The sequence below is a fragment of the Metapseudomonas resinovorans DSM 21078 genome, assembly GCF_000423545.1.
GTDB classification, from domain to species: Bacteria; Pseudomonadota; Gammaproteobacteria; order Pseudomonadales; family Pseudomonadaceae; genus Metapseudomonas; species Metapseudomonas resinovorans.
This window is the reverse complement of the sequence record NZ_AUIE01000001.1, coordinates 97,420-123,881: the sequence shown is the minus strand read 5'-3', so window position 1 is coordinate 123,881 and position 26,462 is coordinate 97,420. Positions and strand designations below refer to the sequence as shown.

27 protein-coding genes are annotated in these 26,462 nt (G+C 63.2%); 12 read left to right on the top strand and 15 right to left on the bottom strand.

The genetic code is table 11. The annotated features are described in order from the left end of the window. Nucleotides 1–127 precede the first annotated feature (127 nt). The 6 genes from lon to cmoB all read left to right on the top strand — a co-directional run bounded on the left by lon (nt 128) and on the right by cmoB (nt 6,196). A complete protein-coding gene (gene lon / locus G559_RS0100530) occupies nt 128–2,527 on the top strand; it encodes an endopeptidase La (protein ID WP_028626364.1) in 2,400 nt (799 codons plus the stop codon). Nucleotides 2,528–2,634: 107 nt separating this feature from the next. After that, entirely contained in the window at nt 2,635–3,039 is a 405-nt protein-coding gene (locus G559_RS0100525; RefSeq protein ID WP_028626363.1) for a protease inhibitor I42 family protein, read from the top strand. A 91-nt stretch (nt 3,040–3,130) separates the two neighbouring features. Beyond that, nucleotides 3,131–3,820 (top strand): lysoplasmalogenase, encoded by a 690-nt coding sequence (locus G559_RS0100520; RefSeq protein ID WP_028626362.1) that lies wholly within the window; start codon nt 3,131–3,133, stop codon nt 3,818–3,820. Nucleotides 3,821–3,849: 29 nt separating this feature from the next. Next, nucleotides 3,850–4,422: a hypothetical protein gene (locus G559_RS0100515; RefSeq protein WP_028626361.1), complete on the top strand. Its 573-nt coding sequence runs from the start codon at nt 3,850–3,852 to the stop codon at nt 4,420–4,422. 65 nt (nt 4,423–4,487) lie between these two features. Then, nucleotides 4,488–5,231, top strand: a complete 744-nt coding sequence (gene cmoA, locus G559_RS0100510; RefSeq protein WP_028626360.1) for a carboxy-S-adenosyl-L-methionine synthase CmoA — start codon at nt 4,488–4,490, stop codon at nt 5,229–5,231. Then, a complete protein-coding gene (cmoB, locus tag G559_RS0100505; RefSeq protein ID WP_028626359.1) occupies nt 5,228–6,196 on the top strand; it encodes a tRNA 5-methoxyuridine(34)/uridine 5-oxyacetic acid(34) synthase CmoB in 969 nt (322 codons plus the stop codon). Before cmoA ends, cmoB begins: the two co-directional genes overlap by 4 nt. A gap of 120 nt (nt 6,197–6,316) precedes the next feature. On the opposite strand, the gene pdxJ is transcribed toward cmoB, so the two are convergent. From pdxJ to rpoE, 11 genes are all read right to left on the bottom strand, one after another. Further along, nucleotides 6,317–7,063, bottom strand: coding sequence for a pyridoxine 5'-phosphate synthase (pdxJ, locus tag G559_RS0100500; RefSeq protein WP_028626358.1), 747 nt, complete (start codon nt 7,061–7,063; stop codon nt 6,317–6,319). After that, entirely contained in the window at nt 7,056–7,754 is a 699-nt protein-coding gene (gene recO, locus G559_RS0100495; RefSeq protein ID WP_028626357.1) for a DNA repair protein RecO, read from the bottom strand. Before recO ends, pdxJ begins: the two co-directional genes overlap by 8 nt. A gap of 8 nt (nt 7,755–7,762) precedes the next feature. Continuing rightward, on the bottom strand, nt 7,763–8,665 hold the full coding sequence (era, locus tag G559_RS0100490) for a GTPase Era (RefSeq protein WP_028626356.1): 903 nt from the start codon (nt 8,663–8,665) through the stop codon (nt 7,763–7,765). Further along, entirely contained in the window at nt 8,658–9,347 is a 690-nt protein-coding gene (gene rnc / locus G559_RS0100485) for a ribonuclease III (RefSeq protein WP_028626355.1), read from the bottom strand. The genes era and rnc overlap by 8 nt, the downstream gene beginning before the upstream one ends. Then, nucleotides 9,344–9,721, bottom strand: coding sequence for a DUF4845 domain-containing protein (locus G559_RS0100480; protein ID WP_028626354.1), 378 nt, complete (start codon nt 9,719–9,721; stop codon nt 9,344–9,346). Before G559_RS0100480 ends, rnc begins: the two co-directional genes overlap by 4 nt. A 115-nt stretch (nt 9,722–9,836) precedes the next feature. Continuing rightward, a complete protein-coding gene (gene lepB / locus G559_RS0100475) occupies nt 9,837–10,691 on the bottom strand; it encodes a signal peptidase I (RefSeq protein ID WP_028626353.1) in 855 nt (284 codons plus the stop codon). A 5-nt stretch (nt 10,692–10,696) separates the two neighbouring features. After that, the gene (gene lepA, locus G559_RS0100470) at nt 10,697–12,496 is read right to left on the bottom strand and encodes a translation elongation factor 4 (protein WP_028626352.1); all 1,800 of its coding nucleotides are present in this window, start codon (nt 12,494–12,496) and stop codon (nt 10,697–10,699) included. Between the two features lie 151 nt (nt 12,497–12,647). Beyond that, nucleotides 12,648–14,072 carry a DegQ family serine endoprotease gene (locus tag G559_RS0100465; RefSeq protein WP_036996681.1) on the bottom strand — a complete coding sequence of 475 codons (1,425 nt, stop codon included), beginning with the start codon at nt 14,070–14,072 and terminating at the stop codon, nt 12,648–12,650. Between the two features lie 192 nt (nt 14,073–14,264). Then, on the bottom strand, nt 14,265–15,215 hold the full coding sequence (locus G559_RS0100460) for a MucB/RseB C-terminal domain-containing protein (RefSeq protein ID WP_028626350.1): 951 nt from the start codon (nt 15,213–15,215) through the stop codon (nt 14,265–14,267). A gap of 8 nt (nt 15,216–15,223) precedes the next feature. After that, a complete protein-coding gene (locus tag G559_RS0100455; RefSeq protein WP_028626349.1) occupies nt 15,224–15,817 on the bottom strand; it encodes an RseA family anti-sigma factor in 594 nt (197 codons plus the stop codon). 31 nt (nt 15,818–15,848) lie between these two features. Further along, nucleotides 15,849–16,430 carry an RNA polymerase sigma factor RpoE gene (rpoE, locus tag G559_RS0100450; protein ID WP_028626348.1) on the bottom strand — a complete coding sequence of 194 codons (582 nt, stop codon included), beginning with the start codon at nt 16,428–16,430 and terminating at the stop codon, nt 15,849–15,851. Nucleotides 16,431–16,811: 381 nt separating this feature from the next. Between rpoE and nadB the strand changes: the two genes are divergently transcribed. Further along, nucleotides 16,812–18,428 (top strand): L-aspartate oxidase, encoded by a 1,617-nt coding sequence (gene nadB / locus G559_RS0100445; RefSeq protein WP_028626347.1) that lies wholly within the window; start codon nt 16,812–16,814, stop codon nt 18,426–18,428. Here nadB and G559_RS0100440 read toward each other — a convergent pair. Together G559_RS0100440 and G559_RS0100435 are read right to left on the bottom strand one after the other, a co-directional pair. After that, on the bottom strand, nt 18,397–18,849 hold the full coding sequence (locus tag G559_RS0100440; protein ID WP_028626346.1) for a protein YgfX: 453 nt from the start codon (nt 18,847–18,849) through the stop codon (nt 18,397–18,399). The two genes, nadB and G559_RS0100440, sit on opposite strands and share 32 nt — an antisense overlap. Then, nucleotides 18,833–19,087, bottom strand: a complete 255-nt coding sequence (locus G559_RS0100435; protein WP_028626345.1) for an FAD assembly factor SdhE — start codon at nt 19,085–19,087, stop codon at nt 18,833–18,835. Before G559_RS0100435 ends, G559_RS0100440 begins: the two co-directional genes overlap by 17 nt. A gap of 119 nt (nt 19,088–19,206) precedes the next feature. Between G559_RS0100435 and ygfZ the strand changes: the two genes are divergently transcribed. The 3 genes from ygfZ (at nt 19,207) to G559_RS0100420 (ending at nt 21,840) form a co-directional block, all read left to right on the top strand. Further along, nucleotides 19,207–20,148 (top strand): CAF17-like 4Fe-4S cluster assembly/insertion protein YgfZ, encoded by a 942-nt coding sequence (gene ygfZ, locus G559_RS0100430; protein WP_028626344.1) that lies wholly within the window; start codon nt 19,207–19,209, stop codon nt 20,146–20,148. Between the two features lie 32 nt (nt 20,149–20,180). Continuing rightward, nucleotides 20,181–21,017 carry an HDOD domain-containing protein gene (locus tag G559_RS0100425; protein WP_028626343.1) on the top strand — a complete coding sequence of 279 codons (837 nt, stop codon included), beginning with the start codon at nt 20,181–20,183 and terminating at the stop codon, nt 21,015–21,017. Between the two features lie 67 nt (nt 21,018–21,084). Then, complete coding sequence (locus G559_RS0100420) at nt 21,085–21,840, top strand: substrate-binding periplasmic protein (protein WP_028626342.1); 756 nt, start codon at nt 21,085–21,087, stop codon at nt 21,838–21,840. A 73-nt stretch (nt 21,841–21,913) separates the two neighbouring features. On the opposite strand, the gene G559_RS0100415 is transcribed toward G559_RS0100420, so the two are convergent. Then, the gene (locus tag G559_RS0100415; RefSeq protein WP_028626341.1) at nt 21,914–23,299 is read right to left on the bottom strand and encodes a sensor histidine kinase; all 1,386 of its coding nucleotides are present in this window, start codon (nt 23,297–23,299) and stop codon (nt 21,914–21,916) included. Then, nucleotides 23,292–23,963 (bottom strand): response regulator, encoded by a 672-nt coding sequence (locus G559_RS0100410; protein WP_028626340.1) that lies wholly within the window; start codon nt 23,961–23,963, stop codon nt 23,292–23,294. Before G559_RS0100410 ends, G559_RS0100415 begins: the two co-directional genes overlap by 8 nt. 202 nt (nt 23,964–24,165) lie before the next feature. Here G559_RS0100410 and G559_RS0100405 point away from each other — a divergent pair, with 202 nt between their 5' ends. Together G559_RS0100405 and G559_RS0100400 are read left to right on the top strand one after the other, a co-directional pair. Beyond that, nucleotides 24,166–25,431: an OprD family porin gene (locus G559_RS0100405; protein WP_028626339.1), complete on the top strand. Its 1,266-nt coding sequence runs from the start codon at nt 24,166–24,168 to the stop codon at nt 25,429–25,431. A gap of 37 nt (nt 25,432–25,468) precedes the next feature. Then, nucleotides 25,469–26,443 (top strand): Bug family tripartite tricarboxylate transporter substrate binding protein, encoded by a 975-nt coding sequence (locus tag G559_RS0100400; protein ID WP_028626338.1) that lies wholly within the window; start codon nt 25,469–25,471, stop codon nt 26,441–26,443. Nucleotides 26,444–26,462: the final 19 nt, after the last annotated feature.

Sequence of the window (26,462 nt, the reverse complement as noted above, 5' to 3'; positions counted from 1 at the left end):
TGCGCATTCTAGCCGTCGCAACCCGGGTTGCACAGCGCCACCTGGCAGAGTGCTACGGCCCAGCGCAGTTGAAATGCCCGCCGCGTTACCCCATCTAGCCAGGGTAAGCCATTAGCCAGGTGCCCCCATGAGCGATCAGGATATCAACGCCGACATCGTCGACGAAGCCACTTCAAGCCAGCGGACCGGCCTGGTGCTACCCGGCCAGACCCTGCCGGACAAGGTCTACGTCATTCCCATCCACAATCGCCCGTTCTTCCCGGCCCAGGTGCTGCCGGTCATCGTCAACGAAGAGCCCTGGGCGGAAACCCTTGAGCTGGTGGCCAAGACCGAACACCACTGCCTGGCGCTGTTCTTCATGGAAAACCCGCCGGAGAACCCGCGCCATTTCGACCCCAGCACCCTGCCCGAGCACGGCACCCTGGTGCGCGTGCACCATGCCAGCCGCGAGGGCGGCAAACTGCAGTTCGTGGCCCAAGGCCTGTCACGGGTGCGCATCCGGGGCTGGCTCAAGCGTCACCGCCCTCCCTATCTGGTGGAGGTGGATTATCCACATAGCCCGCTGGACCCGCGTGACGAGGTCAAGGCCTACGGCATGGCGCTGATCAATGCCATCAAGGAACTGCTGCCGCTCAACCCGCTGTACAGCGAAGAACTGAAGAACTACCTCAACCGCTTCAGCCCCAACGATCCTTCGCCGCTGACCGACTTCGCCGCTGCCCTGACCACTGCGCCCGCCCGTGAGTTGCAGGAGGTGCTGGACACCGTACCGATCCTCAAGCGCATGGAGAAGGTGCTGCCGCTACTGCGCAAGGAAGTGGAAGTCGCGCGGCTGCAGAGCGAGCTGTCCGCCGAGGTGAACCGCAAGATCGGCCAGCACCAGCGCGAGTTTTTCCTCAAGGAGCAGCTCAAGCTGATCCAGCAGGAACTCGGCATCACCAAGGACGACCGCAGTGCCGACAGTGAGCAGTTCACCCAGCGCCTGGAAGGCAAGGTGCTGCCCAGCCAGGCGAAGAAGCGCATCGATGAAGAGCTGAACAAGTTGTCGATCCTGGAAACCGGATCGCCGGAGTACGCGGTCACCCGCAATTACCTGGACTGGGCCACCTCGGTGCCATGGGGCGTCTACAAGGCAGACAAGCTCGACCTCAAGCATGCCCGCAAGGTATTGGACAAACACCACGCCGGGCTGGATGACGTGAAAAACCGCATCCTCGAATTCCTCGCGGTGGGCGCCTTCAAGGGTGAGATATCCGGTTCCATCGTCCTGCTGGTAGGCCCGCCCGGCGTGGGCAAGACCAGCATTGGCAAGTCCATCGCCGAATCCCTCGGGCGCCCCTTCTACCGATTCAGCGTTGGCGGCATGCGCGACGAAGCTGAAATCAAGGGCCACCGCCGCACCTACATCGGCGCCCTGCCCGGCAAGCTGGTGCAGGCGCTGAAAGAGGTGGAGGTGATGAATCCGGTCATCATGCTCGACGAGATCGACAAACTCGGGGCCAGCTATCAGGGCGATCCAGCCTCGGCCCTGCTGGAAACCCTGGACCCGGAGCAGAACGTCGAGTTTCTCGACCACTATCTGGACCTGCGCCTGGATCTGTCCAAGGTGCTGTTCGTCTGCACCGCCAACACACTGGACTCCATTCCGGGGCCCCTGTTGGACCGCATGGAGACCATTCGCCTCTCCGGCTACATCACCGAGGAAAAGCACGCCATCGCCAAGCGCCACCTCTGGCCGCGCCTGCTGGAGCGTACCGGCGTACCGAAGGGGCGCCTGGCCATTACCGATGGCGCCCTGACTTCCGTGATCGAGGGCTACGCCCGCGAAGCAGGCGTGCGTCAACTGGAGAAGCAGTTGGGCAAGATCATCCGCAAGGCGGTGGTCCGCCTGCTGGAGGAGCCCGAGACGAATATCAAGGTCGGCCAGAAGGACCTGGAGCACTACCTGGGCCTGGCGCCGTTCCGCAAGGAGCAGCTGCTGTCGGGGGTCGGCGTGATCACTGGCCTGGCCTGGACCAGCCTGGGCGGAGCAACCCTGCCCATCGAGGCGACGCGCATCCACACCCTCAACCGCGGCTTCAAGCTCACCGGCCAACTGGGTGATGTGATGAAGGAGTCGGCCGAGATCGCCTACAGCTACATCAGCTCGCACCTGAAGCGCTACGGCGGCGACCCGACCTTCTTCGACCAGGCATTCGTCCATCTCCACGTACCGGAAGGCGCCACGCCCAAGGATGGCCCAAGTGCCGGCATCACCATGGCCAGCGCGTTGCTCTCCCTGGCACGCAACCAGGTACCGAAAAAGGGCGTCGCCATGACCGGCGAACTGACCCTCACGGGCCAGGTGCTGCCGATCGGTGGCGTACGCGAGAAGGTGATCGCCGCACGCCGGCAGAAAATCTTCGAGCTGATCCTGCCTGAGGCCAACCGAGGTTCGTTCGAAGAACTGCCGGACTACCTCAAGGAAGGCCTGACCGTGCACTTTGCCCGACGCTTCAGCGATGTGGCGAAGGTATTGTTCGACTGAGGGACCGCTCCTGTTCTAGAAAAGTCGCTGGCACTTTTCGAACCAAGCCTACGCAAGGGCGGAGTCAGCCGTTATGCTGACCCCGCCCTTGACCGACGGAGCCGCCGATGTTCTTCGTTCCCTCCCCTCGCCTGTTGTTACCCCTGGGCCTCGCCCTGCTCACCGCCTGCGCCCAGCAGAAGACCGGCCCGATGGTGGTCCAGGACCAACAGGATGACTGCCCGCTCTCCCTCAGCGAGGGCCAACCTCTGGTGCTGACACTCCCCAGCAACCCCACCACTGGCTTTCGCTGGGTGGTGCGCGACGCCGCGAGCAACGTGCTGCAGAGCCTCGGCCCGGAGGTCTATTCGACGCCGGAAGATGCAGGCCTGGTGGGCAGCGCGGGCCAATCCACCTGGCGCTTCAAGGCCAGCCAACCCGGCGAAGGCCGATTGCACCTCGACTACCAGCGCCCCTGGGAGACCGACGTGGCGCCGGCCGAATCCTTCGACTGCCAGATCAGCGTCAAGTAGCGCCAAATGACTGCACCGTTGGCGTCCGCCGCCTGGCGGGCGCATCGGCAGCTTCCCATAGTGATGCCCTGACCGATCTGCAGGAGCACTCATGGGAATCTTGATCTTCGGGCTGGCCGGCGTGCTGGCTTTTCTCACTGGCCTCGCGCTGGAACTCGACTGGTTGTGCTTCGTCAGCAAACCGGTTCCCATCATCGCCCTGCTGCTCTGGCTGCGCCGAGCACCATCCGGCCCTTACCGCCGCTGGATAGCCATCGGCCTGGCGTTGTCGCTGCTCGGCGACATGCTGCTGCAGTGGCCTGCCGATCTGTTCGTCTTCGGCCTTGGCGCTTTCCTGCTAGCCCATCTGGCCTACTTGCGCGCCTATCTGCTGGACACCCGTCGGCTGGCCCCGATGGCCCTGCTGACCTCGATTGGGAGTGGAGGCGCCATCTTCGCCCTGCTCGCCTCGGGCGGCCTGGGCGTCCTGCTGGTTCCGGTAGCCTGCTACGCACTGGCCATCAGTGCCATGCTCTGGCGTGCACTGGCCCGCCTGGGTGCGGATCTCGACCGCCAATCGGCGCTCTTGGCAGCCGGGGGTGCAGCGCTCTTCGTGCTATCCGACAGCCTGATCGGGTTCAACCGCTTCGTCTCCCCCTTTGGTGCCGCGAGCTATTTGATCATTCTCAGCTACTGGCTCGGCCAATGGGGCATCACTTCCTCCGCCGTGACGTTGTCGACCTCCATCCCATCCGCGAAGAAACCCCCGGCACCCTCCCGGGAAATCGGCTATAGCAAATAGGCGGACACTCAAAAAAAAGGGAGCGAGCAATGGGCGGCCTGGTACGACTGTGGAGCTTGCTGTGCTATGCAGTTCTTCTCGCAGGTTGCGGCAGTCTATTGCCCAGCGAACGGGCCGAAGTGTTGTCGCCGTTTCGGGATTACAGCGATGCCGAGGCCCGCTATTCCCAGGCGATGCCGGGCAGAACGACCCGCCCCGAGCTTTTTTCCCTGGGCTTCGACCCGCTGATCCAGGGCAACGGCAAGATGCTCTCGTTCATCGACGTGCGATTGATGTTCGTCCAGCCCAACGTCCCGATCGATTATCTGCCCGAAGGGCTGATGAAGTGCCTCGAAGCCAAGGACCGCTGCATTGGCTACGCCTTCGAATTCACCAAAACCGATACCCAGCGGGTCGGCAGCTTCTGGGCTGACGTCTTCAATTTCCGCAAGAATCGCGAACTGCAGGGTTGGGTATTCCGCGCCGTATTCGTGCTGGTGGACGACGTGGTCGTGCACAAGGTGAGCAACGGCGAACCGAACATCCGCCGCCACGAGGTCAAGCGAAACCCGCTTGGCCCCCTGCAGGGGGCGGGCGAGTTCTTTTCCGATCAGTTGAAGTAAGGGTGGTTTGGCCGCGTCGCGCAGTCCGTTAGAATGCCGGCCTTTTCCACTGCTGGTACCGGCCCGTGACCGAAAGCCCTGATCGCATCTACGCCAATCCCCAGGCCCAAGTCGGCGACTTCGCCTTCAACGAAGACGTGGTCCGGGTGTTCCCGGACATGATCAAGCGCTCGGTGCCAGGCTACCCCACCATCGTCGAGAACATCGGCGTGCTGGCAGCTCAGTTCGCCCAGGCCGGTACCCCACTCTATGACCTGGGCAGTTCCCTCGGTGCCGTGACCCAGGCCCTGCGCCGCCATGTGAAGACCGACGGTTGCCGGGTCATTGCTGTGGATAACTCCAGCGCCATGGTGGAGCGCTGCCGCGAGTACCTGCACGCTCAGGACGCCATGTTTCAGGAGCTGCTGCCGGTGGAGGTGATGGAGGCCGACATCCTTGCCCTGGACTTCCAGCCCTGCTCCCTGGTGGCGATGAATTTCACCCTGCAATTCGTGCCCCGCGAGCGCCGCACGGAACTCCTCGGCCGTATTCGCCAGGCCTTGCTGCCCGGCGGCGCGCTGATCCTCTCGGAAAAGCTGCGCTTCGAGGACGCCGACGAGCACCAGTTACTCACCGACCTGCACATTGCCTTCAAGCGCGCCAATGGCTACAGCGAACTGGAAATCGCCCAGAAACGCAGTGCCCTGGAAAACGTCATGCACCCGGACAGCCTGGAAGAACACCGTGAACGCCTGCTGGCGGCCGGCTTCTCCAAGGTCGTGCCCTGGTTCCAATGCCTCAACTTCGCTTCGCTGATCGCCCTACCATGATTCGTACGCTGGACCTGGACACTCTGCAGCAAACGTTGGCAGGCACGCCCCTGCAGGATTGGGCAGCCGATCTGCCCGCTCAGCTCGACGCCAAGCTGGCGGTTGGTCATGGCGATCTGGAGCGCTGGAGCGCTGCGGTCAACGCGCTGCCGCCGCTACAACCACAGCACGTGGAACTGGCGCAGCGCTTCCTGCTCGACGGCCCCTGCGACGACGCCACACGCATTGCACTGAGAACTGCGCTGCAAGGGCTGATTCCTTGGCGCAAGGGCCCCTTTGAGCTGTTCGGCGTACACGTCGACACCGAATGGCGCTCGGACTGGAAATGGTCCCGGGTGTCGCCCCATCTCGACCTGCGTGGACGCCGCGTGCTGGATGTCGGCTGCGGTAATGGTTACTACCAGTGGCGCATGCTTGGTGCCGGCGCCGACAGCGTGGTGGGTATCGATCCCAACTGGCTGTTCTTCTGCCAGTTCCTGGCCATGAAACGCTTCCTCCCTGACCTCCCCGCCTGGCACCTGCCTCTGGCGCTGGAAGAGTTGCCGCCGAAGCTGGAAGGCTTCGATACCGTGTTCTCCATGGGCGTGCTCTACCATCGCCGCTCCCCCATCGACCACTTGCTCGACCTCAAGGATTGCCTGCGCCGAGGCGGCGAGCTGGTACTGGAAACCCTGGTGGTCGAAGGCGATGCGCAACAGGTGCTGGTGCCCGAGGACCGCTACGCGCAGATGCGCAATGTCTGGTTCCTGCCTTCGGCTCCGGCCCTGGAACTATGGCTACGCCGTGCAGGCTACGTGGATATCCGTTGCGTGGATGTCAGCTACACCAGCGTGGAAGAGCAGCGCAGCACCGAATGGATGCGCTTCCAGTCTCTCCCGGAGTTCCTCGATCCCGCTGACCATAGCCGCACCATCGAAGGCCTGCCCGCGCCGGCCCGTGCCGTGATGATCGCCCGCAAGCCTTGATACTGGTTACGTCGTGGGAGCGCGTAGGGTGGGCTGGAGCCCACCCTACACACCCACACATGAAACGAACGCCATATGGGGGTGAGCTCATTCGCTGAACAGGCCCGAGGCCTGACTTGATCAGCCCTTGGCCGCGGCCGAAACGATCAGTTGCTTCATCTCCACCACTGCCTGCTTGAAGCCAACGAACAGCGCGTGGGCCACCAGCGCGTGGCCAATGTTCAGCTCATTGATGCCCGGAATCGCCGCCACAGGCTCGACGTTGTGATAGTGCAGGCCATGGCCGGCGTTGACGATCAGGCCGAGCTTGAGGCCCAGGGCGACGCCCTCCTGGATGCGCTGAAGTTCGCGAGCGGCTTCTTCCGGGGTGTGGGCATCGGCGTAACGACCGGTATGCAGCTCGATGGCCGGTGCACCGACACGGTGGGCCGCCTCGATCTGCTGCGGATCAGCATCGATGAACAGCGACACTTCACTGCCGACCTTGGCCAGGCGTTCTACCGCGGCCTTGATGCGGGCTTCCTGGCCGGCGACGTCGAGTCCGCCTTCAGTGGTCAACTCCTGGCGGGTCTCCGGAACCAGGCAGACATGCGCGGGGCGAATCTCCTCGGCGAAGGCCATCATTTCCTCGGTCACGCCCATCTCGAAGTTCATGCGGGTCTGCAGCACGTCCTTGAGCAGGCGTACGTCGCGCTCCTGGATGTGCCGGCGGTCTTCGCGCAGGTGCACGGTGATGCCATCGGCACCCGCTTCCTCGGCGTCCAGCGCCGCCTTGACGGGGTCCGGATAGCGAGTGCCACGGGCCTGGCGAAGGGTGGCGACGTGATCGATGTTGACGCCGAGAAGTACGCGGTTGGCTTCAGTCACGGGGAGGTTCCTTGATCGTCATGAATAGCTCGCGGCTGACCAGAGGTCGGCCGCCCAGATGAGGTGCCAGGGCCTGGCGCATCAGGCGCTTGGCCGCGCCGAGGGCGCCGGGGGCGCTCCAGTCGGCTTCGGCCAGGGCGAGGAGTTCGCGGCCATGGAAAAGACCGGGCTGCAACTGCCCCACCGGCTCCAACCCTGCGTCGGGCAACAAGCGATAGATACCGTCGGGGGCAATGGGCTGTCCTGCCAGGTCCGAATCCAGGGCGAAACCATAGCCCAGCTCGTCCAGCAGGCGCCATTCGAACGCGCGCAGCAAAGGTTCCAGCGGTCGGTTGGCCGCCAGGGCCTGGAGCGTAACGGCATAGTGTTCGAAGAGCGCCGGCTGCGCGTCTTCAGCCGGCAGCAGGCGAATCAGCAGTTCATTGAGGTAGAGCCCGCTGAACAGCGCTTCACCGGCAAGCAGGTTGGGGATACCGCCGCCCTCCAGGCGCGCGACATTCTTCAGCTCGCCGCGGCCACGGAACTCGGCTTCCAGCGGCAGGAAGGGTCGCGCCAGGGTTCCGGTCTTGCCTCGAGCACCCCGCATTACGGCGCGCAGGCGGCCTTGAGGGGTGAAAAAGTCGACCAGCGCGCTGCTTTCCCGATAGGCCCTGCTGTGCAGGACAAACGCCGGTAGCGCCGCGCTGATCATGAGGAGGCTCAGAGGTCGTTGTAGCCCAGGGAACGCAAGGCACGCTCGTCGTCGGACCAGCCTCCCTTCACTTTCACCCAGAGGTTGAGCATGACCTTGGAGTCGAACATGGTCTCCATGTCCTTGCGAGCGTCCTGGCCGATGCGTTTGATGCGCTCGCCACCGTCGCCAATGATGATCTTCTTCTGGCCGTCACGCTCCACCAGGATCAGGGCGTGGATGTGCAGGATGTGACCTTCCTGCTTGAACTCTTCGATCTCCACGGTGATCTGGTAGGGCAGCTCGGCGCCCAACTGCCGCATGATCTTCTCGCGCACCAGCTCGGCTGCGAGGAAGCGGCTGCTGCGGTCGGTGATCTGGTCTTCCGGGAAGAAGTGGTCACCTTCCGGCAGACGCTCCGACACCAGGCGCTCCAACGTGTCCAGGTTGTGTCCCTGGAGGGCGGAAACCGGGATCAGTTCAGCGTTCGGCAGTTGCTCCTGGAGCCAGGCCAGGTGCGGGATGAGGTCGCCCTTCTCTTCCAGGCGGTCAGTCTTGTTCACCGCGATCAGCACTGGGCCTTGCACGTACTGCACGCGCTCCAGCACCAGTTGGTCTTCTTCGGTCCAGCGGTCACGGTCGACCACGAAGACAACCACGTCCACATCCTTCAGGGCCGCCGAGGCGCTACGGTTCATGTAGCGGTTCAGCGCCTTGTCGCTCTTCTTGTGCAAGCCGGGGGTGTCGACATAGATCGCCTGGACATTACCCTCGGTCTTGATGCCGAGCATGTTGTGCCGGGTGGTCTGCGGCTTGCGCGAGGTGATCGCCAGTTTCTGCCCAAGGATGTGGTTGAGCAGCGTGGACTTGCCCACATTGGGGCGGCCGACGATGGCAACGTAGCCGCAGCGGGGGGTATCGATATCAGTCATTGCCGTTCTCCACGCCGAGGGCAACCAGGGCGGCAGCCGCAGCCACCTGTTCGGCGATACGCCGGCTGACGCCCTGGCCCTGGGTCTTGTCATTCAACAGGGTGACCTGGCACTCGACGAAAAACGTCCGGCAGTGCGGTTCACCCTGGATATCCACCACTTCATAACGTGGCAGTTCGCACGCCCTGGACTGCAGAAATTCCTGCAGACGGGTCTTGGGATCCTTGTTGGTGTCCACCAGGGTAAGGCCTTCGAGTTCGTTGGCCAGCCAGGCGAGTACGCGCTCACGCGCGGCCTCCATGCCGGAATCCAGGTAGATGGCGCCTATCAGCGCTTCCAGTGCGTCAGCGAGAATCGATTCACGGCGGAAACCACCACTCTTCAGCTCACCCGAGCCCAGGCGCAGGTACTCGCCCAACTCGAAACCGCGGGCGAGCAGCGCCAGGGTCTCGCCCTTCACCAGTCGCGCGCGCAGCCGTGACAGCTGGCCCTCACGGGCCTGCGGAAAACGCTCGAACAGCGCTTCGCCGGCGACGAAATTGAGGATGGCATCGCCGAGGAACTCGAGACGCTCGTTGTTGCGCCCCGCGTAACTGCGGTGGGTCAGGGCCAGAATCATCAGACTCTGGTCCTTGAAGGTATAGCCGAGCTTACGCTCGAGACGGCTGAGGGATACGCTCACTGGGCTCGCACACGGAATTCTTTATCGAAGCGCACCACCAGATCGAGGTTCTCGACCAGAGGTTCGCGTTTTTCATACTTGAGGTGGGCCTGGAACTCGTTGTTTTCCAGGGTTACCTTCAGGGACTTTTCCAGGTCAAGGTCACGGATGCCATTCACCTGCATGCCCTTGCTGACATGGCTGTAGAAATCGGGAATGGACCTGATTTCCAGGGCCTTCTCGGTTTCCACCGAAGTAATGATCTTCTCCAGGGAGAAGAAATCGAGATAGTGCGGGATGACCTTGAAGGCGGTGCTGGCCAGGAAAGCCACTATGGCCAGAACCAGCAGCCAGCCCATAACCGACATACCCTTCTGCTTACGCGCGAACGTCATGATCGACCTCAATGTCTGTGTTTTTATGGAGGCCGGTTGGCCCGCAAGCAAGACTATATAGCGACTGCGGCGCTGTCATGAACAACGCCGCAAAACCGCAATGGCGAGCGGGTTATCAGTGAATCAGGCCCACTCGGGAGAAGTTCGGCAGGTTACGCATCTTGGGATCGGGCCAGCTCATCCACACGGCAAACGCCTTGCCGACGACATTCCGGTCCGGGACCATGCCGAGCAGGTCCTTCGGGATACGCGGATCGTTCCAGTAGCGGCTGTCGTTGGAGTTGTCCCTGTTGTCGCCCATCATGAAGTAATGACCCTGGGGCACTACCCACTCGCGACCCGGCTCCATGCGGTAGCGCTTCATTTCCTTGCGAATCAGGTGCTCGGCTTCGCCCAGTTTCTCTTCGTAGAGCATGGCGCTACCCAACGTTCCCGGCTCTTCGCCCAGCAGCTTTTCGGCGACTGGCTTACCGTTGACGGTCAGGTGCTTGTCGCTGCTGTAGGCAATGCGGTCGCCCGGCAGGCCGATCACCCGCTTGATGTAGTTGATGTTCGGGTCGCTGGGATAGCGGAACACCATGACATCACCGCGCTGCGGATCACCCACCTCGATCACCTTGTTATCCAGCACTGGCAGGCGGATGCCATAGGCGAACTTGTTGACCAGGATGAAATCACCCACTTCCAGGGTCGGTTTCATCGAGCCGGACGGGATCTGGAAGGGTTCCACCAGGAAGGAGCGCAGCACCAGTACGATGGCCAGTACTGGGAAGAAGGACTTCCCGTACTCCACCAGCAGTGGCTCCTTGTTCAGCTTGTCGACCACCTCCGGGTCGGGCTCGCCGACTTGCCCCTCGTAGGCAGCAATCGCAGAGCGCCGGCGCGGGGCCAGCAGAACCAGATCGATAAGCGCGAGCACGCCGCAGACTGCCACGGCGATAACCAACAACAGCGGGAAATTGATCGACATAGACCCTAGCTATCCACTTTGAGCACAGCGAGGAAGGCTTCTTGCGGGATTTCCACGCTGCCAACCTGCTTCATCCGTTTCTTACCGGCCTTCTGCTTCTCCAGCAGTTTTTTCTTACGGCTGACGTCGCCGCCGTAGCACTTGGCCAGAACGTTCTTCCTGAGCGCCTTTACGGTAGTACGCGCAACGATCTGTCCACCGATCGCCGCCTGAATCGCCACGTCGAACATCTGCCGCGGGATCAGTTCCTTCATCTTTTCGGTCAGCGCACGCCCCTTGTAGTGGGCCTGATCGCGATGCACGATGAGTGCCAGGGCATCGACCTTCTCGCCGTTGATCAGCACATCCAGCTTCACCAGATTAGCCGGTTGAAAACGATCGAAGCTGTAGTCCAGCGACGCATAGCCACGACTTACCGACTTCAGGCGGTCGAAGAAGTCCAGTACCACCTCGTTCATCGGCAGGTCGTAGCAGACCTGGACCTGCGAGCTGAGGAACTGCATGTCGCGCTGGACGCCACGCTTCTCGATGCACAGGGTGATGACGTTGCCGAGGTGCTCCTGGGGTACCAGGATATTGGCGCGGACGATGGGCTCACGCATTTCGTCGATGGACGCGAGGTCGGGCAGCTTGGACGGGTTGTCGACGTAGATCGTCTCGCCGTTCTTCTGCACGATCTCGAAGACCACGGTGGGAGCGGTGGTGATCAGGTCCAGGTCGTATTCGCGCTCCAGGCGCTCCTGGATGATCTCCATGTGCAGCATGCCGAGGAACCCGATGCGGAAACCAAAGCCCAGGGCTTCGGAGCTTTCCGGCTCGTACTGCAGGGCGGCGTCGTTCAGGGTCAGCTTCTGCAGGGCTTCGCGGAAGTCTTCGAAGTCATCGGAGCTGACCGGGAACAGGCCGGCGTAAACCTGCGGTTTGATGCGCTGGAAGCCCGGCAGCACGTCCACGTCAGGAGTGTTGGACAGGGTCAGGGTATCGCCCACCGGCGCGCCATGGATGTCCTTGATGCCCGCGATGATGAAGCCCACCTCGCCGGCCTTCAGATCGGCCATCTCGGTGTGCTTCGGAGTGAATACACCAACGCTGTCCACCTGGTGGAGCTTGCCGGTGGATTTCACCAGGATCTTGTCGCCCTTCTTCACCCGGCCGTGCTTGACGCGGACCAGAGAGACAACGCCCAGGTAGTTGTCGAACCAGGAGTCGATGATCAGGGCCTGCAACGGTGCGTCGATCTCGCCTTCAGGGGCGGGGATCACCTCGACCAGACGCTCCAGCACATCGATCACGCCCATGCCGCTTTTGGCACTGCAGGGCACGGCGTCGGTGGCGTCGATGCCGATAATGTGTTCGATCTCTTCCTTGACCCGCTCCGGCTCGGCCTGGGGCAGGTCCATCTTGTTCAGCACCGGCATGACCTCGAGGCCCTGCTCGATGGCGGTGTAGCAGTTGGCCACGGACTGGGCTTCCACGCCCTGGCCGGCATCCACCACCAGCAACGCGCCTTCGCACGCGGCCAGCGAACGGCTGACCTCATAGGTGAAGTCCACATGACCGGGGGTGTCGATGAAGTTCAGCTGGTAAGTCTTACCGCTCTGCGCCTTGTAGTGCAGCGTGACGCTGTGGGCCTTGATGGTGATGCCACGCTCGCGCTCCAGGTCCATGGAGTCCAGTACCTGGGCCTCCATCTCGCGGTCGGACAGGCCGCCGCACATCTGGATGAAGCGGTCTGCCAGGGTCGACTTGCCATGGTCGATGTGGGCGATGATGGAGAAATTGCGGATATGACTCAGGTCACTCACAGGTCAACACTCAAGAAAGCCGCAAGCAGGTTGCTCGCCGAAAAATAGCGGGGGAGTTTACCTGATCGGCGGCCAGCCCGTCACGCCCATGCGGCGGAAGGCATAAACGAAAAAGGGCGGCCATTGGCCGCCCTTATGCACTGCAACCGCGCTATTCGGCCAGTTTGAAGGTGATGAAGCTGGCACGACCCTGACGCAGTACGCGCATGGATACCGAACGGTTCTTCGGCAGCTCCTTCGCCACCTGGGTGAAAGCCTTGGCCGAGGTGATGGCCTGATTGTTCAAGTGGGTGATCACATCACCCGGACGCAGGCCCATCATGGCCGCCGGACCGTCCTGGACCTCCTTGATCACAACGCCACCCTGGATATCCAGCGCCTTTTTCTGCTCATCGGTCAGTTCGACCACGCTCACACCAAGGCGATTAATGTTGCGTTCGACGCCATCGCCGGTTGCGGCGGCCATTTCCTCGCCATCTTCCGGCAGGGCACCAATGGCCATATCGAGGGTCTTGCGACTACCGCCACGCACGACTTCCAGCCTGATCTTGCTACCCGGCTTGAGATTTCCGACCAGGTGCGGCAGGTCAGCGGAAACCACAATGGGCTGACCATTCATGCTGAGAATGACATCCCCCACCTGCAGGCCGCCCTTGGCTGCCGGGCCACCTTCCTGAACCTGGGCCACCAGCGCACCGGCAGGTTTATCCAGACCAAAGGATTCGGCCAGGTCTTTATTCACTTCCTGGATCACGACGCCGAGCCAGCCGCGGTTCACCTTACCCTCGGACTTCAGCTGATCCGCGACGCTCATGGCAACGTCGATCGGGATGGCGAAAGACAACCCCATGAAGCCACCGGAGCGGGTGAATATCTGCGAGTTGATACCAACCACTTCGCCATCCAGGTTGAACAGCGGGCCACCGGAGTTGCCCGGGTTGATGGCGACGTCGGTCTGGATGAACGGCACATAGTTCTCGTTCGGCAGGCTACGCCCCTTGGCGCTGACGATACCGGCCGTCACCGAGTGGTCGAAGCCGAACGGCGAACCGATGGCCAGCACCCAGCTGCCCACCTTGAGCTCGTCGGATTTACCGATCTTCACGATCGGCAGGTCCTTGCCCTCGACCTTCAGCAATGCCACGTCGGTACGCGGATCGGCACCAATCAACTTGGCTTCCAGCTCGCTGCGGTCGGACAGGCGCACGATGATCTCATCGGCGTCAGCCACCACGTGGTTGTTGGTCAGGACATAACCGTCCCTGGAGATGATGAAGCCAGAACCAAGCGACTGTGCTTCGCGCTGGCGACCTCCCTGCGGATTACGCGGCATCTGCGGCATGTTGCGCTCGAAAAATTCGCGCAGCATCGGCGGCAGACCCTCCAGGTCCGGCATCACTTGGGCCCCGGCCGCACCACGTTGGGGCAGCTTCTGCCGGGTACTGATGTTGACGACTGCCGGAGACGCCTCTTCGACGAGAGGCGTGAAGTCCGGCAATTCGGCACGAGCCACAAGGGTTTGACCAAGCAACAGCAAGGCTGCCATGGCAGTCATGCAGGATTTAAGGTTAAGCATCGACATACAGCTCCCGTCGCATAACGAGTGGTATGAACTCGCCGAGCCGCCCGGCCCGACGAGCAAAGCAGAAACATAAAAGCAAAACGAGCCCGGAGCGTCAGCCCCAGGCTCGGTGGAACATCGTGAAAAAGACAAAGCGGGAGCCGAAACGCCCGCACCGCGATGCGGTTATAGATCCTGTAGCAGGGATCATTGTGTCGCAGATGCCTCCACTGCCCGCATGGACAGGGCGACCCGTTCGGCCGTTCCCAGCGGGATTTCGCCGACCACAGTCACCATCACGTCGCCGTCCGCAGTACTGAGCCGCTTGGACACCATCACTGTCGGCCCCAACTGGCTGCGTGCATCTTCGACCACTGCGCCATGCAGCGGCTCGAGGAACACCGAGAAACGTGCCAGGCCATCGCTGTAGAGCAGGCTGGACACAGGATCGGACGATGCCGGGCTGCGACGCTCCTGCGCGCTGGTCAGACTGAAGCCCGGCGGCAGCCATTCGGAGCGCCAATGGGCTGGCTTGTCGGCCTGCGTCTCGCTGACGCGCACAGACTTGCAGCTCGAACTGGGCTGCAGGTCGGCATCAGCCGGGGGGGTCGTGGTATTGATGCGAGTGAACTGGAACCGTTCCAGCAACTGTCCCTTGTCGCTCAGGAGAAGGGACTTGAGCGGCAAGCCGGTGTCACGATCCAGATGCAGCTCGAAGCCATAACGATGCTGATCACGGGGAGCCAGGGTCAGGACCATGGCCGGTCGACCGGCTACGCGAGATTCGCCAGCCAGGCGCAGGTCATACCATTCGGAAAGCTGCTTGGCATCGAGCGTACGGGCGGGCCAGGCCTGACCATCGGACATCTGATCGGAAAGGGAGCCACTCACGCACTGGGCGCGTCCATTGACGCGCACCACCTCTTGCGCCGGGCCATCGAGCTGTAACAGACGCTCGCGCACTTCCCCACCCTCCTGGACCTGATGCCAGACCTCATGGGTGGAGAAACTCCCATTTCGTTCGTAGACGAAAGTTCCCTGGAAACTCTGGCGCTGCTCCGCGTCAGCGAGGCGCTGCAGCCAGTCCTGAGCGTCAGCGGCCTGGGCTGATTGGGCCAGCCAGCCGCCTAGCAAGATGAATACCGGAAGTGCGCGCATGTTCCTCCTCAGCGGCTCTCCAGACTGGCAGCACGGGCATAGGGCAATGCGCTATCGCTACCACTCATCGCAGCCTGCTGCGCGTGCTGCCGCAAGTAGGCCGGCAAACGCTTCTCGTGCCAACCGGAAGACGACTGTGTCGCGCCGATGGGCTGCTGAACCTGCTGGGCATCTTCACTATAGCCAGCCAGAACGGCACCTTTCTGCGCCTGCGGCATAACCATCGTGGGTTGGCTGCCCTGCTGCTGCGCCAGCTGCTGGGTGCCTACGACCTCGTCCTGGTTATACAGGCGTACACCGGCCAGCACAGCCACGGTCACCGAAGCGGCAACGGCCAGTCGTCCCAGGCTGCGCCACGGACCGCGTACCACCTTCGCCGGCGGCGCGGCTTCTTCGGCCAGGGCGGCCGATACCGCGGCAGCGATGTCCAGGCGCGGCTCCAGCAGCTCCTTGTGCATCACGGCACGGGCAATCTGGTAACGCGACCAGGTAGCCCGTAGTTCTTGATCTTCGCTGGCGGCGAGAACTCGACGCAGCTCCAGTTCGTCCGCCTCGTTATCCATCACCGCGGACAGCGATTCCTGCAAAGCTTCACGACTCATGGCGGTTCCCCTCTTGGCTGTCGCCGCTGTCTCAGGTTCCATGCAACAAGGGTTGCAAGGCTTTATCGATGGCTTCCCGCGCTCTGAAGATACGGGATCGCACAGTACCCACCGGACACTGCATGACGCTGGCAATGTCTTCATAACTAAGACCATCGAATTCGCGCAGGGTTAGCGCCGTGCGCAAATCTTCCGGCAGTTGCTGGATGCTCCGGTGCACTGTGGCCTCGATCTCGTCGCGGAGCAGGGCTCGCTCCGGCGACTCGATATCCTTGAGGGCGTGGTCACCGTCATAAAACTCGGCGTCCTCAGCACTTACATCACTGTCTGGCGGGCGTCTTCCACGCGCCACCAGATGGTTTTTCGCCGTGTTGATGGCGATGCGGTACAGCCACGTATAAAACGCACTGTCGCCGCGGAAGTTTCCGAGCGCGCGGTAAGCCTTGATGAAGGCTTCCTGGGCTACGTCCTGGGCTTCCTGGGCGTCATGCACGAATCGCACGATCAGCCCGAGAATCTTGTGCTGGTACTTCAACACCAGCAGATCAAAAGCCCGCTTGTCGCCCTGCTGCACCCGTTCGACCAGCTGCTGATCCTCTTCCTGGGTTAGCATGAACACTCCTCGTCGATCTCGAAGGGGTGCTGCGCCAGCCAGTGGATCGGCTTGCCAAAATAGACTCGGGCGTTGCGCAAAAGTTCTCCCCTCCAAGCAAGCTTCCTGCAGATTGTTTTTTCATCTGCACGGAATGACGCAGCAGAGCCTGCGGCCATGCTGCGCCGAATATAAGTCGCTTGATCTACAGGCATCCGGGCTGCACATTTCATGTGCATTCGTTGCGTAAGTGTAAGCAAGCACCGTCTCTTCAAAATGGTGACCCTGAATGGAACCTGAACGACTAAAAAAGTTCCGTGGCACCACGCAGGATCATAAGCGCGCTATTGTGCCGCCCACCCCGGCTATATACTAGCCGCCGCTTTTTTCGCGGGAACCGACATGAGCCAACATTTCCAGCATGACGTACTGGTCATCGGCAGCGGCGCCGCCGGCCTGACCCTGGCCCTCACCCTGCCCTCGCACCTGAACATCGTCGTACTGAGCAAGGCCGACCTCAGCAATGGGTCGACCTACTGGGCCCAGGGCGGTGTGGCTGCTGTGCTGGACGACACCGACACAGTCGATTCCCACGTCGAAGACACCTTGATCGCAGGCGCCGGCCTGTGCCGCGAAGACGCCGTGCGCTTCACGGTAGAGCACAGCCGGGCGGCCATCCAATGGCTGATCGACCAGGGTGTGCCCTTCACCCGCGACGATGAAAGCGCCCGCGAAGACGGCGGCTTCGAATTCCACCTCACCCGCGAAGGCGGCCACAGCCACCGGCGCATCATTCATGCTGCCGACGCCACTGGCGCTGCCATTTTCAACACCCTGCTGGAGCAGGCGAAGAAACGGCCGAACATCCAGCTACTGGAACAGCGCGTCGCCGTCGACCTGATCACCGAGCGCAAGCTCGGCCGCGAGGGTCAGCGCTGCCTGGGCGCCTACGTGCTGAACCGCAACAATGGCGAAGTGGATACCTTCCATTCCCGCTTCACCGTGCTCGCTTCCGGCGGCGCGGCCAAGGTCTACCTCTATACGAGCAACCCCGACAGTGCCTGCGGTGACGGCATCGCCATGGCCTGGCGCGCCGGTTGTCGGGTGGGCAACCTGGAATTCAACCAGTTCCACCCCACCTGCCTTTATCACCCTCAGGCAAAGAGCTTCCTGATCACTGAAGCCGTGCGCGGCGAAGGTGGCCTGCTCAAGCTGCCCAATGGCGAACGCTTCATGCAGCGTTTCCACCCGCGCGCCGAACTGGCCCCGCGCGATGTGGTGGCCCGCGCCATCGACCATGAGATGAAGCGCCTGGGCGTGGACTGCGTCTACCTGGACATCAGCCACAAGCCAGCCGAGTTCGTGAAGAGCCACTTCCCCACGGTCTACGAGCGCTGCCTGGACTTCGGAATCGATATCACCCGTGAGCCGATTCCAGTGGTACCGGCGGCCCACTACACCTGCGGCGGCGTGGTGGTGGATCAGCAGGGGCGAACCGACATCCCCGGCCTCTACGCCATCGGAGAGACCAGTTTCACTGGCCTGCACGGCGCCAACCGCATGGCCAGCAACTCCCTGCTGGAATGCTTCGTGTATGGCCGTTCGGCCGCGACGGACATCCTCAGCCAACTGGGCGAAGTGCCGATGCCCACCCACCTTCCAACCTGGGACGCCAGCCAGGTGACCGACTCGGACGAGGACGTGATCATTGCGCACAATTGGGACGAACTTCGGCGTTTCATGTGGGACTACGTCGGCATCGTGCGCACCAACAAACGCCTGCAGCGCGCCCAGCACCGGGTACGCCTGCTACTCAGCGAAATCGACGAGTTCTATAGCAATTACAAAGTCAGCCGCGACCTGATCGAACTGCGCAACCTGGCGCAGGTGGCGGAACTGATGATCCGCTCGGCCATGCAGCGCCACGAGAGCCGTGGCCTTCATTACACCCTGGACTATCCGGATCTGCTGCCCGAGGCCAAGGACACTATTCTGGTTCCGCCCATCTTCGGCGACTGAACGCCAACCTCACCCGCAACCGGCGGTGCTGCTCCTGATGCAGGGCATCCGCCGGTATGCACAGCCCCCTCCCCCACCACTGCCCCGGCACGCGGAAGCGCAGGATCACCGCCAACGGCAGCGCCAGGCTGTCCGGGCGCAACTGCACCGGCCGCCAGCCATCGGCCGCGCACCAGAGCTGCCAGCCGTCGTCGTCAAGACGCAAGCCGGTAAAGGCGTTGGGAGAGGTCAGAAGAATCTGCCTGGGTAGGCACCAGGCGGCGTGCACCGCGCAAGCCATGAAGCCGGCAATCCGCGCCCAGAGAGGAACATTGGCAACCGACAGGGCCAGGACCGCCAGGCATGAGAGGATCAGGTAGAGCGCCAGCAGGCGCCGCGATGGGCGCCAGTGGCATTCGAAGGTGTTACTTGGGCTGGACACGGTCCAGGATCATGCGAACCATGCGGCGCAGATCCGCATCTTCCGGCTCGCCGCGCTGCATGAACCAGCCGAACATATCCTGGTCCTCGCATTCCAGCAGCTTGCGGTAACGAGCCTGGTCTTCGGCGTCGAGGCTCGGATACACCTCCTTCACGAAGGGCACCAGCAGCACGTCCAGTTCAAGCATGCCGCGACGGCTGTGCCAGAAGAGTCGGTTCAGTTCAATTGAGTCGGCCATCACAGCGCCTCCAGGAAAGAGGCGCGCATTATAACCACAGCCGTCGCCCCGGGCACCCGCTGACAAGCCACCAGCGGAACTCTATGATGACGCCCCAGACATTTTTCCAGCGATCCGCAATGGCCGACTCAGCATTCTTCTGTCCGCTCTCCCACGAAGGCCTGCTCGCCGTCCGCGGCGTGGATGCCGCGAAATTCCTCCAGGGCCAGGTGACCTGCAACCTCAGCTATCTGGACGAGACCACCACCAGCCTGGGCGCCCGCTGCACGCCCAAGGGCCGAATGATCTCCAGCTTCCGCATCCTCACCCAGGGCGAGGGCTTCCTGCTGGCCCTGGCCAGTGACCTGGTCGAAGCCCAACTGGCCGACCTTAAAAAATACGCCGTCTTTTCCAAGTCCACCCTGACCGATGAAAGCGCCAACTGGGTGCGCTTCGGCCTCAGCCAGGGCGATGGCGCCCTGCTCGCCTTGGGCCTGGACCTGCCGCAGTCCGCTGACAGCGTCACTCGCGAAGGCGACCTGATCGCCGTACGCCTCTCCGACGGCCGCGCCGAACTCTGGGCCCCCTCGGGAGAAGCCACCACCCTGGAAGCCCGCCTGGCTGCGCAACTGCCACAGGCACCGCTGGACGCCTGGCTGCTGGCCCAGGTGCGCGCGGGCATCGGCCAGGTGTTCGGTGCTACCCGTGAGCTGTTCATCCCGCAGATGATCAACCTCCAGGCGCTCGGCGGCGTCAGCTTCAAGAAAGGCTGCTATACCGGCCAGGAAATCGTCGCCCGCATGCAGTACCTGGGCAAGCTCAAGCGTCGTCTCTACCGCCTGGCACTGGCTGCAGGCGAGCGGCCCCAACCGGGCGTCGAGCTCTTTTCCCCGGTGCACCAGAGTTCGGTGGGTGAAGTGGTGTTGGCCGCCCCGACGACGGACGGTTGCGAGCTGCTCGCCGTGTTGCAGGAAGACGCCGTGAACGACGGGCGCATCCACCTCGGCACGGCCGATGGCCCGGCGCTAAGCCTGCTCGACCTGCCCTACACGCTGGACGCCGACCGCGAAATCCAACGCTAGCTACCCCCTGCCGGCCACTGACGAGATATCCAATGAGCAAGCTTGCCGACAAAGTCCTACAAGAGCTCACCCAGGCCATCGAAAGCGATGAACTGGTGCTTCCGACCCTACCGGAAGTCGCGCTGAAGGTGCGCGAGACCGCCGAAGACCCGAACGCCGGCATCCAGGACCTGACCAAGGTGATTGGAAACGACGCCGCGTTGACTGCCCGCATCATCAAGGTGGTGAACAGCCCGCTGTTGCGCACCAACAAGGAAATCACCGACCTGCAGATGGCCATCAGCCGGCTGGGCATCAACTACACCAGCAACCTGGCCACCGGCCTGGCCATGGAGCAGATGTTCCAGGCCACCACGGACGTGGTCGACCGCAAGATGCGCGAAGTCTGGAACAAGAGCACCGAAATCGCCGGCATTTGCCACGTGCTCTGCCGCCACTACACCCGCCTGATGCCCGACCAGGCGACCCTGGCTGGCCTGGTGCACCAGATCGGCGTGCTGCCCATCCTCACCTATGCCGAGGAACACAACGAGCTGCTGGCCGACTCCATCAGCCTCAATCATGTGATCGAGCGCATCCACCCGCTGATCGGCGACCGCATCCTGCGCGCCTGGGAGTTCCCCGAGCCGATCGCCGCAGTGCCCAGCCAGTACCTGGACTTCAGCCGCAACTCGGCACGCGTCGACTACATCGACATCGTCCAGGTGGCCACCCTGCAGAGCTACCTCGGCAGCGAGCACCCCTACACCCAACTGGACTGGAGCCAGGTGCCCGCATTCGCCAAGCTCGGCCTCGACCCGAACGTCGACATGCAGGCCGACGAAGACCTCTCCGCCGCCATGGAGGCGGCTATGGGCCTGCTCCAGTAAAACCCGCGCGCATCCCCCCATCCAGCGCTAGACTCAGGCTTCCCCTGACGTCGCTGGATGGACCCGGATGCGCGTACTCCTTCTCTCCCTATGCCTGCTCTGCCACGGCCTGGTCGCTGCAGAAGAAGTGCGCCTGACCAACGGAGAATGGGCCCCCTACCTGGGCGCCAGGCTTCCCCACCAGGGCGTGGCCTCGCGCATTGTCGAGGAAGCCTTCGCCCTGGAAGGCATCGAGGTGAAGTGGGAGTTTTACCCCTGGGCCCGCTCAATGCACCTGGCCGAGCGCGGCGAGCGCGCTGGCACGGCCGTCTGGCTGCGCAGCCCGGAGCGGGAAGCGCTCTTCTTCATCAGCGAGCCGGTGGTGGACAGCACCTACTACTTCTTCCACCGCAAGGACCGCCCCCTGGACTGGCAACAGGTTTCCGACCTCAAGGGCCGGCAGCTCGGCGGCGCCCTGGGCTACGACTATGGCGCGGACTTCCAGCGCGCCGAAAGTCACGGCCAGATCCAGGTCAAGCGCCTGAGCGGTGAAGAACAAGGCCTTCGAATGATCCTGGCCGGTCGGCTCGACGCATTTCCCATGGACAAAGTCGTCGCATTCGCCCTGCTGAACGACAAGTTCAGCTCCGCCGAACGCGCACAGATGAGCTTTCACCCACACCCCCTACGCAGCGATAGCCTGCACCTGATGCTCTCCCGCGAGGTGCCCGGCAATGCCGAGCTGATTGCACGCTTCAACAAGGGGCTGTTGCAGCTGCGGGAAAGCGGCAAGGTCGCCCGCTACCTGCTGGAAGTGCAGCAGCCGCTCAGCCTGGCGCCGTAGGGATCACACCCTATCGATCCGGCGACTCCCGGCCGACGGTGGAAACCTGCGGTAGTCATTGCCACAGCGAGCATCAGGCCGGCGGAAAGCTCACCCGCACCTTCAACCCACCCGCCTCGCCATCGTGCAGGCTGATCTCGGCCTGGTGGGCCCGGCAGATCTCGCCGACGATAGCCAGCCCTAATCCCGCCCCACGGCTCTGCACGTTGCGCCGGTAGAAACGCTGGAACACCTTGTCGCGCTCCTCGGGCGGGATGCCGCTGCCGTCATCCTCCACCTCCAGCACCGCCGGTGAGCACACCCGCAAGGTCACGTTGCCACCCTTGGGGGTATGGGCCAGGGCGTTGTCCACCAGATTGCACAGCAGCTCATTGAGCAACGTCGGCTCGCCCATGACCCAGGCCGGGTCTTCCGCCTCCAGCGCCAGCGCGACACCGCGGGCATGAGCCAGGGGCGCCAGGGCCATGCCCAGCTCACGGGCCAGTTGACCCAGCTCGATACGTTCGGCGCCGCCCTCGGCGATGGCCCGCGCGCCGCTCTCGATGCGTGCCAGGGACAGCAGTTGGTTGGCCAGGTGAGTCAGGCGATCGGTGTTCTGCGCCGCTTCTTCCAGGGTCGAGCGCCAGACCGCGGGTTCCTGATCGCGCAGGCCCAGCTCCACCCGCGCCTTGAGCGCTGCCAACGGGGTACGCAGTTCGTGGGAAGCATCGGCAATGAAATCCGCCTGGCGCTGGAACAATCCGCGCAGGCGTTCGGTGAACTGGTTGAGGGCGTCCACCAGGGGACGCAACTCGCGCTGCACCGCCACCTCGGGCAAGGGCCGAAGGTCATCGGCCTGGCGCTCCTCCACCGCCAGGCGCAGCTTGTTCAAGGGCCGCAACGCCGCACTGACCGCCAGCCACACCAGTACCAGCGCCGCCACTACCAGCAGCACCAGCCGCCACAGGCTGTCCACCAGCAGGCCCCGGGCCAGGCGCTCGCGTGCGCTTTCGGTTTCGGCGACACGAATCTCGGCGATGCCATTCAGGCGCGGTTCGCTGACCGGTTGCAGCAGGCTCACCACCCGCACGCCAACGCCCTCGTACTCGGCATCGTAGAAGCGCGCCAGCGCTGGATAGTCGTCAGTGCGCAGCGTGCCCGGCGGTGGCGCCGGCAGATGCTCATAGCCCGACACCAGCTTCCCGTCCGGGTCGATCACCTGATAGAAGATGCGCCCCGCGCTGTCGTAGGCGAACACATCCAGCGCCACATAGGGAACGTCCGCCCTCAGGCGACCGTCGGTTTCGTAGAGACCATCGGCAATCGCACGGGCCGACGCCAGCAACGTGCGGTCGTAGGCGGTGTCGGCGGCCTCGCGGGCGCTCCAGTAGGAGCTCAGGCTGGCGATCAGCAGCAAGGCACCCAGCATCAGCGCCAGGCGACGCAGCAGCCGCCCGCGCAGGCTGCCGGCTTCACGCATCCTGGCTCTCCAGCAGATAGCCCAGCCCCCGGAACGTAACGATGCGCACCGCGCTGCCTTCCAGCTTCTTGCGCAGGCGGTGGATGTAGATCTCGATGGCGTCGGGACTGGCTTCCTCATCCAGGCCGAACACCTGGGAAGCCAGTTGTTCCTTGCTCATCACCCGCCCCGGCCGTGCGATCAGCGCCTCCAGGACGGACTGCTCACGCGACGTCAGACTGAGGATGTCGTCCTCCAGGCTGAAGCGCCGCGTGCCCAGGTCATACACCAGCGCCCCGCAACGCTGCTGCGCCTCACCACCGAGCACGCTGCGGCGCAGCAGTGCCTTCACCCGCGCCTCCAGCTCAGTCAGCTCGAAGGGCTTGGCCAGGTAGTCATCCGCCCCCAGATTGAGGCCGTGAACCCGGTCTTTCACCTCGCCACGGGCGGTGAGCATCAGCACCGGCAGGGTCTTGCCACGTCCACGCAAACGCGCCAGCACCTCGAAGCCATCCATACGCGGTAGCCCCACGTCCAGTACTGCCAGGGCGTAATCCTCACTGGCCAGGGCCAGGTCGGCGGCCACGCCGTCATGCAGCACATCCACCGTCCAGCCCGCGCCCTTGAGCGCCTGGGCAACGCTTTCAGCCAGTTGGGGATGGTCTTCGACCAGCAGGATTCGCACGAGAAGGTCTCCGAAATGGCAGCGATCACTCGGAAGTTTAACGGCCGATTGAAGGCTGTGAACGTCGCACGAACTTTCTTTCACGCTGAAAGGCTGGCGAAAGTTTCACTGCATAGCATCGCGACAGGGTGGCAATGACCACCCGTAAAAAAGCCGGCCCGTGGTTGCGCCGGCTAACAAGAACAACAACGGAGACCACTCGATGCTCACTGCCGCACGGCAGGCATTTGCGCCTGTTTGCACCCTCAGTCTCGCCATCGCCAGCAGCACCCTGGCCACCCAGGCCCATGCCGAGTTCTTCAAGGACAGTTCGGCCACCCTCGAAGCCCGCAACATCTACCTGAACCGCGATTTCCGCGAAGGCTCCGGCCAGTCGAAACGCGAGGAGTGGGCGCAAGGCTTCATCCTCAACCTCGAATCCGGCTACACCGAGGGCACTGTCGGCTTCGGCCTCGACGCCCTTGGCATGCTCGGCATCAAGCTCGACTCCAGCCCCGGCCGCAGCGGCACCGACTTGCTGCCCGTGCAGGACGACGGCGGCACCCCGGACGAGTACAGCAAGCTCGGCCTGACCGCCAAGCTGCGCGCGTCCAGGAGCGAACTGCGCCTGGGCAGCCACATTCCCGAACTGCCCGTGGTGAAAGCCAGCGACAGCCGCATCCTGCCTCAGGTATTCGAAGGCGGCCTGCTCACCTCGAAGGAGATCAGCAACCTGACCTTCACCGGCGGACGTCTGTCGGAGGTCAAGGACCGCGCCTCCACCAACTCCGAAGACCTGGCCATCAACAACAAGAACAAGCGCTTCGCTGCTGCCGCCACCGGCGATCACTTCGACCTCGCCGGTGCCGACTACGCCTTCAGCAAGCACTACACCGGCCGGTACTACTTCGCCGAGCTCAATGAGGTCTACCGCCAGCACTTCTTCAGCCTGCTCGCCAGCCAGCCGCTGGCTGCCGGCACCCTGAGCGCTGACCTGCGCTACGCCATCAGCGACGACACCGGCCGCGCCGAGGCCGGCAAGGTGGACAACCGTGCCCTCAACGGCATGGTCAGCTACGGCCAGGGGAGCCACAAGGTGGGCCTGGGCTATCAGCGCATGAGCGGCGACACCGGTTACGCCTACATCGATGGCAGCGACCCCTTCCTGGTGAACTTCGTGCAGATCAACGATTTCGCCAACGCCGACCAGCGTTCCTGGCAGGCCCGCTACGACCTGGACTTCGCCGCCATGGGCGTTCCCGGCCTGAGTTTCATGACCCGCTACATCACCAGCGACAACGCTGAAGTCACTGGCAGCAGCGAGGAAGGCCGCGAGTGGGAGCGCGACGTCGAGTTCAAGTACGTCGTGCCCAGCGGCAGCCTGAAGAACCTCACCCTGCGTGCACGCCATGCCGGATTCCGCTCCAGCTTCGCCCGCGACGCGGATGAACTGCGCCTGATCGTCAGTTATGCACTGCCGATCTGGTGATGACTGAACCAAAATAAAACTCCACAGGAGAACCCCGATGAAAACTGCCCTCTCCCGCATCGCCCTGATCACTTCCGGCCTGCTGCTGTCCACCCAATTGCTGGCAGAACCCAAGCGCCCCGAGTGCATCGCCCCGGCCAAACCTGGCGGCGGCTTCGACCTCACCTGCAAGCTGGCCCAGAGCGGCCTGAAGGACGGCGGCCTGCTCGAAGCGCCGATGCGCGTCACCTACATGCCTGGAGGCGTCGGCGCCGTGGCGTACAACGCCGTGGTAGCCCAGCGTCCGAAAGATGCCGGCACCATCACCGCCTTTTCATCGGGCTCCCTGCTGAACCTTGCCCAGGGCAAGTTCGGCCGCTATGACGAGAACGCCGTGCGCTGGCTGGCCGGCATCGGCACCGACTACGGCGCCATCTCCGTACGCGCCGATTCCCCGTACAAAACCCTGGGCGAACTGGTGGAAGCGGTGAAGAAAGACCCCGCCTCCATTGTTTTCGGCGCCGGCGCCACCATCGGCGGCCAGGACTGGATGCAGACCGCGCTGATCGCCCGCGCCGCCGGCATCGACCCGCAGAAGCTGCGCTACGTTGCGTTCGAGGGCGGCGGCGAAACCCTCACCGCCATGCTCGGTGGCCACGTGCAGGTGACCAGCAGCGGCCTCGGCGAGATCACCCCGCAACTGGCAGCTGGCAAGATCCGTGTTCTCGCCGTGCTCTCCGACCAGCGCCTGCCAGGCAAGCTGGCCGAAATCCCCACCGCCAAGGAGCAGGGATTCGCTATCACCTGGCCGGTGATCCGTGGCTTCTACATGGGCCCGGAAGTCAGCGACGAAGACTTCAACTGGTGGAAGCAGCAGTTCGACACCCTGCTGGCCAGCGACGATTTCTCCAAGCTGCGTGAACAGCGCGACCTGTTCCCCCTCAGCCTCACCGGCGACCAGTTGAAGGCCTACGTCTTCGATCAGGTGAAGCAGTACAAGCAGCTCGCCGGCGAATTCGGCCTGGCGCAGTAACACGCCGCTCCGGCCCCCT